The organism is Gemmatimonas groenlandica, from assembly GCF_013004105.1.
GTDB classification, from domain to species: domain Bacteria; phylum Gemmatimonadota; class Gemmatimonadetes; order Gemmatimonadales; family Gemmatimonadaceae; genus Gemmatimonas; species Gemmatimonas groenlandica.
Genome location: NZ_CP053085.1, coordinates 3,623,482 through 3,635,774 on the forward strand (window position 1 = coordinate 3,623,482; position 12,293 = coordinate 3,635,774).

15 protein-coding genes are annotated in these 12,293 nt (G+C 65.1%); 6 read left to right on the forward strand and 9 right to left on the reverse strand.

Translation table 11 applies throughout. From position 1 onward, the window contains the following. Positions 1-5: 5 nt before the first annotated feature. Positions 6-368: a 6-carboxytetrahydropterin synthase QueD gene (gene queD / locus HKW67_RS15435; protein ID WP_171227690.1), complete on the reverse strand. Its 363-nt coding sequence runs from the start codon at positions 366-368 to the stop codon at positions 6-8. 73 nt (positions 369-441) lie between these two features. Then, positions 442-1,215 (reverse strand): SGNH/GDSL hydrolase family protein, encoded by a 774-nt coding sequence (locus HKW67_RS15440; protein ID WP_171226242.1) that lies wholly within the window; start codon positions 1,213-1,215, stop codon positions 442-444. A 90-nt stretch (positions 1,216-1,305) separates the two neighbouring features. Between HKW67_RS15440 and HKW67_RS15445 the strand changes: the two genes are divergently transcribed. Together HKW67_RS15445 and HKW67_RS15450 are read left to right on the forward strand one after the other, a co-directional pair. Then, on the forward strand, positions 1,306-2,211 hold the full coding sequence (locus HKW67_RS15445) for a serine hydrolase (RefSeq protein WP_171226243.1): 906 nt from the start codon (positions 1,306-1,308) through the stop codon (positions 2,209-2,211). A gap of 103 nt (positions 2,212-2,314) precedes the next feature. Further along, the gene (locus HKW67_RS15450; RefSeq protein WP_171226244.1) at positions 2,315-2,938 is read left to right on the forward strand and encodes a CHRD domain-containing protein; all 624 of its coding nucleotides are present in this window, start codon (positions 2,315-2,317) and stop codon (positions 2,936-2,938) included. 28 nt (positions 2,939-2,966) lie between these two features. On the opposite strand, the gene HKW67_RS15455 is transcribed toward HKW67_RS15450, so the two are convergent. From HKW67_RS15455 to HKW67_RS15465, 3 genes are read right to left on the reverse strand one after another with little or no spacing between them, the layout of a single operon-like run. Further along, the gene (locus HKW67_RS15455; protein WP_171226245.1) at positions 2,967-3,428 is read right to left on the reverse strand and encodes a hypothetical protein; all 462 of its coding nucleotides are present in this window, start codon (positions 3,426-3,428) and stop codon (positions 2,967-2,969) included. Further along, entirely contained in the window at positions 3,425-3,796 is a 372-nt protein-coding gene (locus tag HKW67_RS15460) for a hypothetical protein (protein ID WP_171226246.1), read from the reverse strand. Before HKW67_RS15460 ends, HKW67_RS15455 begins: the two co-directional genes overlap by 4 nt. Then, positions 3,789-4,367 (reverse strand): RNA polymerase sigma factor, encoded by a 579-nt coding sequence (locus HKW67_RS15465; RefSeq protein ID WP_171226247.1) that lies wholly within the window; start codon positions 4,365-4,367, stop codon positions 3,789-3,791. Before HKW67_RS15465 ends, HKW67_RS15460 begins: the two co-directional genes overlap by 8 nt. Before the next feature lie 150 nt (positions 4,368-4,517). On the opposite strand from HKW67_RS15465, the gene HKW67_RS15470 reads away from it, so the two are divergent. Further along, positions 4,518-5,387 (forward strand): YHYH protein, encoded by an 870-nt coding sequence (locus tag HKW67_RS15470; protein ID WP_171226248.1) that lies wholly within the window; start codon positions 4,518-4,520, stop codon positions 5,385-5,387. Between the two features lie 10 nt (positions 5,388-5,397). Here the strand turns inward: HKW67_RS15470 and HKW67_RS15475 are convergent, their stop codons facing one another. Further along, positions 5,398-5,811, reverse strand: a complete 414-nt coding sequence (locus tag HKW67_RS15475) for a DUF3052 domain-containing protein (protein ID WP_171226249.1) — start codon at positions 5,809-5,811, stop codon at positions 5,398-5,400. Between the two features lie 62 nt (positions 5,812-5,873). Between HKW67_RS15475 and HKW67_RS15480 the strand changes: the two genes are divergently transcribed. The 3 genes from HKW67_RS15480 to HKW67_RS15490 are packed head-to-tail and all read left to right on the forward strand — an operon-like array spanning position 5,874 to position 9,416. Next, on the forward strand, positions 5,874-6,485 hold the full coding sequence (locus HKW67_RS15480; protein WP_171226250.1) for an RNA polymerase sigma factor: 612 nt from the start codon (positions 5,874-5,876) through the stop codon (positions 6,483-6,485). Positions 6,486-6,503: 18 nt separating this feature from the next. Further along, a complete protein-coding gene (locus tag HKW67_RS15485; protein ID WP_171226251.1) occupies positions 6,504-7,109 on the forward strand; it encodes an early set domain-containing protein in 606 nt (201 codons plus the stop codon). 9 nt (positions 7,110-7,118) lie between these two features. After that, complete coding sequence (locus tag HKW67_RS15490; protein WP_171226252.1) at positions 7,119-9,416, forward strand: glycosyltransferase family 117 protein; 2,298 nt, start codon at positions 7,119-7,121, stop codon at positions 9,414-9,416. A gap of 18 nt (positions 9,417-9,434) precedes the next feature. Here HKW67_RS15490 and HKW67_RS15495 read toward each other — a convergent pair whose 3' ends face one another. From HKW67_RS15495 to HKW67_RS15505, 3 genes are all read right to left on the reverse strand, one after another. Further along, complete coding sequence (locus HKW67_RS15495) at positions 9,435-10,736, reverse strand: universal stress protein (RefSeq protein WP_171226253.1); 1,302 nt, start codon at positions 10,734-10,736, stop codon at positions 9,435-9,437. Between the two features lie 36 nt (positions 10,737-10,772). Next, positions 10,773-11,336, reverse strand: coding sequence for a BON domain-containing protein (locus HKW67_RS15500; RefSeq protein ID WP_171226254.1), 564 nt, complete (start codon positions 11,334-11,336; stop codon positions 10,773-10,775). A gap of 96 nt (positions 11,337-11,432) precedes the next feature. Next, positions 11,433-12,236 carry a response regulator transcription factor gene (locus tag HKW67_RS15505; RefSeq protein ID WP_171226255.1) on the reverse strand — a complete coding sequence of 268 codons (804 nt, stop codon included), beginning with the start codon at positions 12,234-12,236 and terminating at the stop codon, positions 11,433-11,435. Positions 12,237-12,293 lie beyond the last annotated feature (57 nt).

Genomic DNA, 12,293 nt, shown 5'->3' on the forward strand with positions numbered 1-12,293 from the left:
GTTCGCTACTCGTCTTCGCCGCGGTAGACGCACCCCGACGTGCACGTTTCCCGCACGACGATCTGACTGAGTCCCGGGAGCGCCGGCGCGAGACGACGCCAGATCCACCGGGCGATGACTTCGCTGGTCGGATTCTCGAGCCCGGCAATGTCATTCAGGTAGTAGTGATCGAGCTCCTCGATGATCGGCTTGACCGACGCTTTCAGGTCGGCGAAGTCCATGACCCATCCCTCGTGGGCCGAGAGCGGCCCCCGCACGTGGACGGTCACTTCGAACGAGTGCCCATGCAGCCGCGCGCATTTGTGCCCCGGTGGCACATTCGGCAACCGATGCGCGGCTTCGAACGTGAACTGCTTGTAGATCTCCATCATCGCCTCGGCTGCCGGATCGTGTGTCCGAATGAGTGTTCGAACTTAGCGAAGTCGGCTGTCGAAGTCGCCGTCATTGCGGCACCGCCCGCGGACGCGCGGGATTGCGATCGAGCGCCGTACGCGCGGCTCGCTGCAGTGCACGCACGTCGTTCGGGGCGATGGCCGAGCCCGGAATCGTGGCCGGTAGCAGCTCGACTCGAATGCCGGTGAGTCGTTCCAGCAGCACGATCGCGGCGAGGTAGGTGCCGGCAGTGGTCGGATGCAGTCCGTCGGCCGCATAGAGCGCGTTGAGATTGCCGTAGGCCACCCACGCATCACCGGCCGGCGCGAAGAGGCCGTCGATGGCGAAGGCGGCGTTCGTGTACGATTCACGGACGGCAGGAAAATCGAACGTCCGGTCGACCGTCGGCCACACCATGTACATCACCGGCGTGGCACCGGCAGCCCGGATTTTGGAATCGAATTGCAGGCTCCAGGTGCGCAGGTTGCTCTGGCTGGCCGCGAGCGCCGACGACCCCTGCTGCATCACCACGTACTCCCACCGGTTCTTCGCCAACGACGACAGCGCCGTACCCTCGGCCCAGTGGTCCTCGAGCGCGAAGTCGGCAAAGGCCACGCCTGCCGCCCGCACGTCGGTGCGTCCGGCCTGCTGCGCGACCGCCGCGAACATGCCCGGGAGGTCATTCGTGTACGTCAGCGAGTTGCCGATGAAGAGCACTCGCACCGTGCCCTCAGGGAAGCCGGGGGCCGTGGGCGCGCTCTTGCAGCCGGCCAGCATCGACGGCACGAATATGGTTGCCAGCATCGTGATCGACGCCAGCGCGGTCGAGAGGAATCGAGGCATATGATGATCGTAGCACGCTCCCCCCGCGAAGCAACCAGGCGCACATTAAGGGCGTCGCCCTTCCCGTTCGCTCTGCCGGAGTCTGCCGCTATGTCCGTTCGTCCCACCCGCGTCGTGCGCGGCGTCCTCGCACTGTGCTGCACGCTGTCACTGCTCACCGCCCGCCGCGACCTCGGTGCCCAGAGCACAAAGTCAGCCGTGCTCCGCCGCACGCTCGACAGTCTGTCGGCGGCGCATCGCGGCGTGGTCGGCTACAGCATCACCAACCTCGAGTCCGGAGAGCATCTCGAACAACGAGGCAACGAGACGTTCTCCACGGCCTCGCTGATCAAGGTGCCGATTCTCGTCACGCTGTTCGACTTGGCGGAGAAGAAGCAGCTCACGCTCGACGATCCAATCGTGCTCACCGACATCGACAAAGTCGGCGGCGCCGGCCAGCTGCAGTATCTGCGCACGCCACTCACGCTGCGGCTCTGGGACGTGGCCTATCTCATGAGCACGCTGAGCGACAATACCGCCACGAATCTGTTGCTCGACCGTATCAAGATCCGGCGCGTCTGGCAGAAGATGGAGGCGCTGGGGCTCGCGCACACGAAAGTGCACAGCGGCTCGATGACGCGCATTGCGAGCGTCGCGCCCGACAGCTCGGCCAAATACGGGCTGGGGGTGACCACGCCGAATGAGATGGCGCAGCTATTCACGCTGTTGGCGCAGGGGAAGGCGGTGAGCCCGTTCGCCGACTCGACCATGTTGGGCATGCTGGCCAACAATCAGGACGACTCGAAGCTGGCGCGGTTTACGTATGGCACGCAGCTGGCGCACAAGAGCGGCGACGTGGATGCGTCACGCACCGACTGCGGCGTGTTCTCGTTGCCGGCGCGCGTGGTGGCCTGCGTGCTCACCAAAGAGAACACTGACACGCGCTATTGGGTGGACGCCGAAGGCAACGCGGTGATCGGTCGGATCGGTGAAGCGATCGTGAAGGCGTGGAAATGAAGGTTGTGGGACCAAAGGTGTAGTGCTGGCTCGTGTCATGCTGCCAGTGCCTCCGTGGTCGTCACCTGGGCGACGCGCGCGTCCGACTTCGACGGAGGAGTTCATGGATCGTTTCAACATTCGCAGCCTGAGCATTGGTGTGGCACTCGGGCTCGCTTCGGCGTCTACGACGGTGATGGCGCAGCCTAAGACGTTCAGTGCGACGCTAAGTGGACCGAATGAATCTCCGCCGGTCGCGTCAGCGGGCACCGGCTTCGCGCTGTTTGTCTACGATAACGTGGCGCACACGCTGAGCATCAACGTCTCGTTCTCGGGGCTCACGGGCACCACCACTGCTTCGCACTTGCATTGCTGCACCGCGGCCGCGCTTGCCGGTACTGCGGGGGTAGCAAGCACCACGCCAACGTTTGCGGGATTTCCACTCGGTGTAACTAGCGGAAATTACGCGAACCTTCTCGATCTCACGTTGGCCAGCTCGTGGAATCCTGCCTTCATCACAGCCAACGGCGGCACGCCAGCCTCTGCTGAGGCCATTTTTGCGACAGGCCTGAATGCCGGCAAGGCCTACCTCAACATTCACACGTCCTTCGCCGGCGGCGGCGAAATCCGCGGCTTCGTCACTACCGTGCCCGAGCCGTCCTCAATGCTGCTGATGGCCGCTGGGCTGGCCGCCGTCGGCGTCATAGCCCGTCGACGCCGCGGAGTTGTTTCCGCACCACGAGCGTAGGCCCTGGTCGAACGACCGTCCCGAGTCGTCAACGCTCGGGACTAGGAGGCGGTCCGCCACCCGGCGGGCCGCCTCTCGACGTTTCACCACCCGGAGGCCCACCACCCGGAGGCCCACCACCCGGAGGCGGTCGAAACGGATCGGGCAGTCGTCCCATCTCATTCATCCGTCTCCGTTGATCGGCATCGAGCACGGGCTCGAGCTGCGCACGCATCGCCTCGAGCGTGGATCGCAACTCAGCCTGCGCAGCACCGATGATCTGCGAATTGCGAGCGCCCGTTTTCTCCAGCAGAGGCATGATGACCGCGCGTTGGTCGGCTCGTGGTTGGATAATCGACTCCATGTGTCGCACGAAGCCCTGTTCATGTCGGAGCTGACCCATGCGATCATTGCGTCGACGTTGCAACGTGCCTTGCAACACCAGGCCCAGCACGATCCCCAACGCGAGCGTGCCGCCCACGATCGTGGTCGACCTCAGGTCCATCTTCATCGATTGGTTTCTCCCCAACTCGTGAGCGCACCGTCGAGTGTGTAGGCCGATGCCAGTGTCACCGTGGGCAAGCCGAACAACCGATCGAGAATCGGCTGACCGCGACCGCTGGCGTTCATGAGATTCACAGTGCTCAACACCAGCACCGCGGCGGCCGCTAGCGGCGCGAGACGCACGAACACGTACTGCAACGCATCGGTAGACGAATCAGTAGACGAATCGCCAGCGGCGCGGGTCGCCGCCCGCCGAGCCATGACGCGATCGGCGAAGCCCGGCGCAAACGCCACGTGGCCGGCGGCCTCGCGCAGCACACGCAGCTCGTTCTCGGTTGGCTCGGATGTCAGATCATGCCCGTGGTCATCACGCATTGCGTTGCTCCTTGCTGTCGTTCGCGTACCAACCCAACCGTCGTTGCAGTTCAGCCACGCCACGAGATAGTCGGCTCATGACGGTGCCCGGTGGCAGGTCCAGTACCTCGGCCGTCTCGTTCGTGGAAAGTCCGTCGAGCAAACGAAGCACCACCACGCTGCGCTGCTTCTCACCCAGCTGCGCAACGGCCCGTCGCACCACGGCCACGCGTTCAGCACCTTCGGCGTCGTACGCGTCCACCACCGGCTCATGCAGCGGTGTCGTGGCGTGATCGCGACTCACGAGCCGCAGCGAGAACCGTCGTCGTCGCTTGAGCGCGTTGAGCGACAAATTCATCGCGATGCGCCGCAGATACGTTCCGAGCGCTGCTTCGCCGCGAAACGTCGAGATCGCGGCCGAGAATCGAATGAACGTTTCCTGACCGACGTCGTCCGCATCGTCGCCCGCGCCCAGCATCCCGATCACCACCGACGCCACGGCCTGCTCGTAGCGTTCGACGAGCGCGCGAAACGCGGCCTCGTCGCCGCTCCGGGCGCGGTCCAGCAGGATATCGTCGGACAGTGATGACATCGTGGATGAGAAAGGTGAGCACCGGGATTGGACAATCACGGCGCGGCGTTCATTCCATCCGGTCGGCCGCCGAGTCGGAGCAATCTGAAATGGAATGAGCGGGAAGGATCGGTTGTCGAACCGGTAACCCAACCACTTCCGGGAGCCTACATGACACGTCTCGCTCACTCGCTGTCCACACGCCGCGCGATCATCGCCTGCGGCATGACCTGCGCGGTCGCAGTGACCATGATCGGTGCCTGCGCCGACAGCAGCACCGCCACCGAAACCGAGAGCACCGACAGCTCGGCCACCTCCACGCAGGCCGGGTTGCAGTCGGCCAAGTGGGGGAGCAATGTCACCGTCTCGTTTGCCAACGGCGCGATGCGCTATCGGTCGAACGGAATCCCGAACCATGCACGGCAGGCACAATATGCCTTGCCCAACCCTGGCGTGCGGGTGCCCGGCGCGACGAGCGCGTATGCCGGGGCCGATCCCACCGCTGCGCAGTCGTATGACTTCCAGATTCCACTGGTGCCGAAGAAGGCCGCCTCGCCCACGTCAACGAATCTGGGCACCATCGGTGTCATGATCTCCGGCGCCGCCCTCTTCAATCCGTACGAAGGGGACGGCACGACCGTCGCGATGGCGTCGAACTTCACCGTGAAGAATGCCGCTGGCGCCAACATCGCCTTCCTCGATGTCTGCAACGGACATCCCACACCGATGGGCGCGTACCACTACCACGCGCTGCCGCCCTGCGTGACCTCGATGGTGGATACTGACGGCGGACCGTCGCACATCATCGGCGTGGCGTTCGACGGCTATCCCATCTACGGCGATCGCGACATCAATGGCAAGCAACTCACGGCGGCGAATCTCGACCAGTGTGGTGGCGTAACCAGTGCCACGCCGGAGTTTCCGCAGGGCACGTACCACTACGTGCTGTTGGCGACGACAACGGCGGCATCGTCGATCCGCTGCTTCATGGGCCAGGTCTCGATCTCGCCGGCGATGATGATGCCCGGCATGCACATGTAGTCAGTGGCCGTCACCCGCCGTCGCGGAGTGCTTTCCGCACCACGAGCTTAAGACCCGACCAGACCTCGTCGACGGCGCACACCTTCACGTCGACGAACCCCAAGGGAAGTGCCACGGCGCGGACGGTATCCTCGGTGATATCGGTCGCGACCTTGGCGCTTTTCTTTGGCCACGACACCCAGATCACCACCGTGTCGGGCAGCGCCGTGCGCCACGCCGTGAGTTTCGACGCGAGTTCAGCGCGCTCGGTCGTGAACAAGTGCACCACCTGCGCCGCAGGCGCGAGCCGCGCGAGAAAGCACACTGACGGCGGCAGCGGTGCGAGCAACGACTGATAGTGCGACGGCGCGTGTACCACATGCACCACCGTGCCCTCGACGATGCCCAGTTTCTTCGCCAGCGGTGTACCGGAGTAGCCAGCCACGCGATCTCCAAGTTGGTTTCCCCCAACTTGTGACGATCCTCGATTTCCGCGAGTTATTGGGCATGCCCACGCCACAGGCCACCACGGCCGACGCCACGATTATCCGACGGGTGCTGGCCGGCGACGTCAACGCCTTCGCGCTGATCGTCGACCGGTATCACGCCCGTTGTCTGCGCGTGGCCACGCACCTGCTGGGCGATTCCGACGACGCCGAGGATGCGGTGCAGGACGCCTTTGTGCGCGCCTACCGGCATCTCGGGAGCTATCGGCCCAGAGACGTCGGTGTCGACAACGCCGGTGGCGAGAGCGGCGGTGACGGCGCGTTCGGGGCGTGGCTGCTGCGCATCCTCGTGAACCAGTGTCGCACTCGCTCCGCCCGTATGTCCCGGTATGCACGGTTCGACGCCGAACCATCTGAGCAGATTGAGGGGGGCGCTGCGGAGCCTACGGCGGCGACTGATCATGAAGCCGCCGAGCGACGGACCGATCTCGCCCAGGCGCTGGCCCTGCTCAGCCCCGAACACCGGGAAGCGGTCGTCCTGCGCTTCGCCGACGAATTGAGCTATGACGAGATGGCGTCAATCACCGGGGTCGGCGTGTCCGCCCTCAAGATGCGCGTGCAACGCGCCTGTACCCGACTGCGCGCCCTGCTCGCGGAGCACCTTCATGCCTGAGTCCCATGCCTGAGTCTCATGACTGACCAGATCCCTCCTTCGCTTCCCGGCTGGGCGATCGACGCGTTGCGCACCCCGGTCACCAGTCGGGCCGGATCGCGGGACGGTATCATGCGCGCCGTACGCGGCCTCCCGGCGCCGCGGCGGCTCTCGGCACCGGCCGCCGCCGTGCGGGCGTCGCGCTGGTTTCGCCGTGGCTCGCTCACCGGCGCCGGCAGCGTGTTGCTCACCGCGGTGCTGGCCTTCATGGTGTCGGTGCATCGCGGTGACCAACTGGCCGTGATGGCGCAGATGCAGACATCGGCCGTAGTCCTTGGCGACACCGTCGTACCCGCCGTCGGCGCCCCCGACTCGCTCGGCGCACGACTGCTCGACACCCTGCGGATCGTGCAGTTCGCTATTCGCGGACCACATATCGGCGCGGCCGAAGTCATCGGCACGTTCAACGGCTGGCATCGCGGGAGCACCGCCATGGCCAGCGCCTCGCGGCATTCCGACGAATGGCGGGCGCGTGTGCTGGTGCCCCGCGACGCCCTCGACTTCGCGTTCGTGGTCAGCGACGCGAGCGAAACACCGATGCGCGAGCGGGTTATTCCGGCCGCGCCACTCCCCGCTCAGAACTAGTCACTCCTCATGCTGCTTCACGCTCTCCGCTCGCGCGGGGCCCCCGCTGGCTGCGCGCTTCTCGCGTTGTGTACCCTCATGGCGGGCTATGCCGACCTATGGCGCGGCGGCACCGATCTGGCCGCGGCGCTCCTCACCATCGGTTACGTCGTCTGCGTGCCGCTCGCGATCCTCGTCGCCGGTGGCGCCCTCGGTGCGGAGCGTCAGGAAGCCGGCGCGCCGCCGTACCGCGCGGCGGCCGTGGTGTCGCTCGCGGTCCTCGCGCTCTATGCGTTCACGCTCGCGCCCACCACCGCAATGTGGGACGCCAGTGAGTACATCGCCGCGGCCAAAGTACTCGGTATTCCGCATCCGCCGGGGAATCCGATGTTCGTGCTGCTGGCCCACGCATTCGCGCAAGCGACATCGCTCCTACCGGTATCGCTGACGTATGCGGCGCGCGTGAATCTGCTGGCCGCCACCACCAGTGCCCTGTCGGCCGGTTGCTGGTTTCTCGTCGCGCATCGATCGCTGCACGAATTCGACATGCCGCGCGTGCCGCGACTGGTCACCGCTGCTGCCGCCGCGTGGATCGGTGCCACCGCCTTCACGGTGTGGAACCAGAGTGTCGTGAACGAGAAAGTGTACACCGTCGCCATGCTGGGCCTCGCGGCATCGGCGTGGTGTGCGCTGCGCTGGCACGACACGCGAAACGATGCATTCCTCGTGCTCATCGCGTATCTGTGCGGGTTGGGCTATGCCAATCACCCCGCCGGCTTTCTGCCGGTACCTGCGGTCGGATTGTTCGTGTTGTTGCGCCGTCCTGGCACGTTGCTACGCTGGCGCACGCTGAGTGCGGTCGCGCTGCTGCTGGGCGTCGGCCTCACGCCATTCCTGTTTCAGCCCATTCGCGCCGCGCATCGCCCGGTGATCAATGTGGGCGAACCCACCGCCTGCGTCGGTGCGCCGGAGCTATCGTGTACGTTCAGCGCCGAGACGTGGACGAAGCTGATGTCGAACGTGAGCCGCGAGCAGTACGGCGGACACAACGTCGCGGTGCGACAGGCGCCGATCGGTGCGCAGGTCGGCATGTGGTGGCAGTACTTCGAATGGCAATGGATGCGCGACGCGTGGCAGCAGCATCCGCGCGTACAGCAACTGGTCGCGCTGTGCGTGCTCGCGCTCGGCCTGTTCGGTGGTGTACGCCATTTCCAGCGCGACCGTGCAACCTTCGCGTTCGTAGCGCCACTCATTTTCACGCTGACACCGGCGCTGATCGTGTATCTGAACTTCAAGTACGGCGCTTCACAGGCACCGGAGCTTGGCGACAGCGTAAATCGCGAAGTCCGCGATCGCGACTACTTCTACCTCTGGAGCTTCGCTACCTGGAGCGTGTGGGTGGGTATTGGCCTCGGCGCACTGTGGCAACAGCTGGCCCGGCGCGTCACGTGGGCGCGCACCAGTGTCGTGATGTCGCTGGCGTTGGTGCCCGTGATGCTGAACGGCGCGTCCGCTTCGCGGCGCGGACAGGCGTTCACGGCGCTCTGGGCGCGTGACCTACTGCAATCGGTCGAACCCAACGGCGTGCTCATCACCAACGGCGACAACGATTCCTTTCCCGTCTGGTATGCGCAGTTCGTGGAGGGGGTGCGGCCCGATGTCACCATTGCCCTCGTGCCATATCTCAATACCGATTGGTACGCACGACAGCTGCTCAATCGCCCGCCTGTGCCGTACGACGGCAGTGGCATTGCGGCTTATCGCGCCTTGCGCACGAACACGCCCGCGACCGCCTTCGGAACACTCACGGCCGCAGAGACCGACGCCATTCCGCCATATCTCCAGCTGCCGGAGCCGGCGCGATTCCAGCACGCCGGTATCGATGCCGTCATTCCGGCCGGCTATCTCACACGGGATCAGCTGATGGTACTGCAATTCATCAAGTCGACTTTCCCAGCGCGGCCCATTCACTTCTCGATTGGCGGCTATCCGCGCGGCATCGGCTTGAACGACTACGTGGTGACGCAGGGACTCACGCAGCGGCTGCTGAACGAACCCGCCGCCTCGCACCCGGAGTATCTGGCCTATCCCGGTGGTCACCTCGATCTCGAGCGTACGCGCGCCCTCTGGCAGACATACGGCGCACCTGGAGCCTTGCTGGCGCAGGGTACGTGGATCGACGCGCCGTCGGTATCGATACCGGCCGCGTACGTGATCACCGGACAACTGTTGGGCTTCGCCTCGCGGGCGGTGGGAGACAGCGCGACCGGCGGCGCAGTGTTGCGGCAGGTTGACCGCCTGTCACGCGCCGCCGGATTACAGCAATAGCGATTCGACTATCGCCACTCAGTCGAGCAACAGCAACGTCTGACCACCTTCGTGCACGATGCGCATGACCTGATCGCGGCCTTTCGCATTCGAGATGGTGTGCACCGACTCGCAGCCCTGCATGCGGTGACTGAGATGCTCACCCAGCAGGCTCGATGCGCCGAACATCAGCGCGATGCTGCGATCGTGCTTGTCATAGGTGGCACCGACCAGCGGCATACCGTGCCCCAGCGACTGCGCACCGAAGTCGTCGCGATCCATCTCGATGCTGCAGGAGCGTCCCGCGTTTCTCGTGGTGAAGGCGTTCAACGCGGCGTCGAGCACATCGAGTGCGTAGCTGTGGGTCTGTTGCGTTCCGCTCGACTCGGCGCGGGCCGCCGCGATCGTCTGCGCGCGTCCAGGCACGCACAAGACGGAACACGGCGCCGAGCGCACCAGCTCAGAGGTCACGCTTCCCAGTACCATGCGGCGCAGAAAGCCGTAGCCGTGGGTGGCGGTCACCACGAGATCGGCATGCGCCGACTCGAGATATTCGAGCAGACGCTCCGACGGACTACCCTGCAGCGACACGGTCTCTACGATGAAACCGCGCGGCTCGAGATGCTCCTTCAGCAGCGCGAATCCTTTGGCGATCTCTTGCCTGTACCCATCCACAATGGCCGCGTCTGCCGCGTCGGGTTCGCTGAGCGTAGGACCCACGTGCACCAGCCGAACGGTCGCCGCCGGCGCAATCAGGCCCATGGAAACCTGCGCCGCATAGAGACTGAATGGGCTGAAGTCGGTAGCGATCACCACATTCTTCGGCAGGGTGTCCGAGCCCGGTTCGACGGCCAATACCGGCGCATCGCTCAGCTGCAGCAGCCGCAACACTGATTCGCCACCGAACACCCGGGCGAGCACGGAGTGCCGTCCGCGACCAACGATGATCACGCGCGCGCCGATGGCACGCGCATCTTCCACGATCTCCGTGAGTGGCTCGCCCACGCGCACGCGCACGGGCCACGACGTGCCGATGGGCGTCGTACGCGCCATCTGCCGCTCGATCTCCGACTGGCGACCTTCCATGATATACGGCTCGGCCTGCGTCCAATACGGGACGGGCTCGTACGCGTACAACGGCATGGCGTTCGGTCGCAGCCCACTCACGACTTCCACCGGTGCGTGCACTGAGGCCGCGAGCAGGCGCGCCATGGGAAACGCGGCATCGGACGCGGGCGACGTATCGGTGGCGACGAGAATCGGGCCAGCTGGGGCTATCGTCGGTTCGAATGTGTTCGAAATGTCAGTCGCAGTGCGAATGTTCGGCGCATGGGTCGACATTGTCGGCTCCGGTGGGGAGAAGGTGAGGCAACACAGCTAGGTGCTGACGATCAGGTTGTCGATCACGGTGCGCACACCGTCTACCGTCCGTGCGGCACGCTCAGCCACATCGCGCTCCGCAGACGAGGACACGATGCCCTGCAGTATCACCGTCCCCCCAACCGCCTGCACCGCGATCTGAGTGGCTTCGTCAACAGCGGTGCGAAGCAACGCATCGGCAATACACACACGCACGTCGTGCGCCAGCGCGGGCGGCTCCACCAAAATGTGGTTCTCGACGGAGCGCACACCGTCCAGGAAGCGCACCGCGCACTCCGCCGCCGCGCGCTCGTAGTAGTACGAGGTGCGTCCATCGAGCACGACCGTGCCGTTGTTCACGCTGACGACCACGCGACCCTTCGGCACGTTTGACGCATCGCGCAGCGCACGAAGTGACGCAGCGAGCAACTCGCGGTCGTCACGCATCACGCAGTGCCGATCGGTGATGACGCTGATCTCCGCTTCGACGCCGTTATCGAATACCGTGCGCGCAGCCGACGCCGGCGGTGACAGCGGAGCAAACGAATGTGCGTCGAGCAAGCGCGGCATTGAAGTAGACATCAGGATCTCCGTGTGGGCGTGCGGGGAATGCGTCGCGGACGCAGAATTTCGGGTTGCACCCTCAGCGCGTCTGTCCGGCGAAGGCCTCACACGGTATCAGGGGCTATGGGGCTCTCGAAGTAGCAGACCATTGTCGAGGGCGATCCGCACATAGTCGCTGCGATGATGCACGCCGAGCTTCTCGTGAATGCGATGCCGATAGGTGTCCACGGTTTTCACCGTGATGCCCAACTGCTCGGCGACCTCCGGCCCGCTGAAACCGCGCGCGATGCGCTCGAGCACAGTTCGCTCGCGTGCGCTCAACGTGTCGAGACGCGAGCTCTCTGGTAGCGCGACCGCCTTCGGGGGCGTACGGAGCCCGGTGGCCAGCGCCTTTGCGGTCGTCGGCAACACATAGCTCATACCGTCCGCGACCATCTCGATCGCTTCGATCAGCTCGGTGACTGAGGCGCTCCATGGCAGATAGCCAAAGGCCCCGGCGCGGAATGCGTCGAGCACTTCCTCGGGCTGCTGCTCACCGTTGAGCACGATCACGTGCGGACCGAGCGGCACTGCCGCCAGCGCGGTGACCTGTTTGATCACGGTCGCGACGTCGGGTTCGGCAGACAGCAGCACGACCTGCGCCGCTCGATGCGTCGCGTAGCTGATGCACTGCTCGAGGTCGCACGAATCACCGACGACATGGAGCCGCGGATCACGTGCCAGCAGCGCCGTCATCGCCTGTCGCATGAGCTGATTGCGATCGAGTACCGCAATGCGAATGGGCTCACCGGTAAACCGGGCCCCTCGTCGTCGCGAGGCGTCACTCAACAGCGCGGCGGCGAGTGCGTCGCTTGACTCCACCGGAAAGACGCCTGCCATCAGCGGTCGCTGCGAGACGTTCGGAATTCGCGTTCGCATATCCACCTCCGTTGTCCGCAGTCTGCGTGGACCGAACCCGCCAGGTTATCAGGGTAT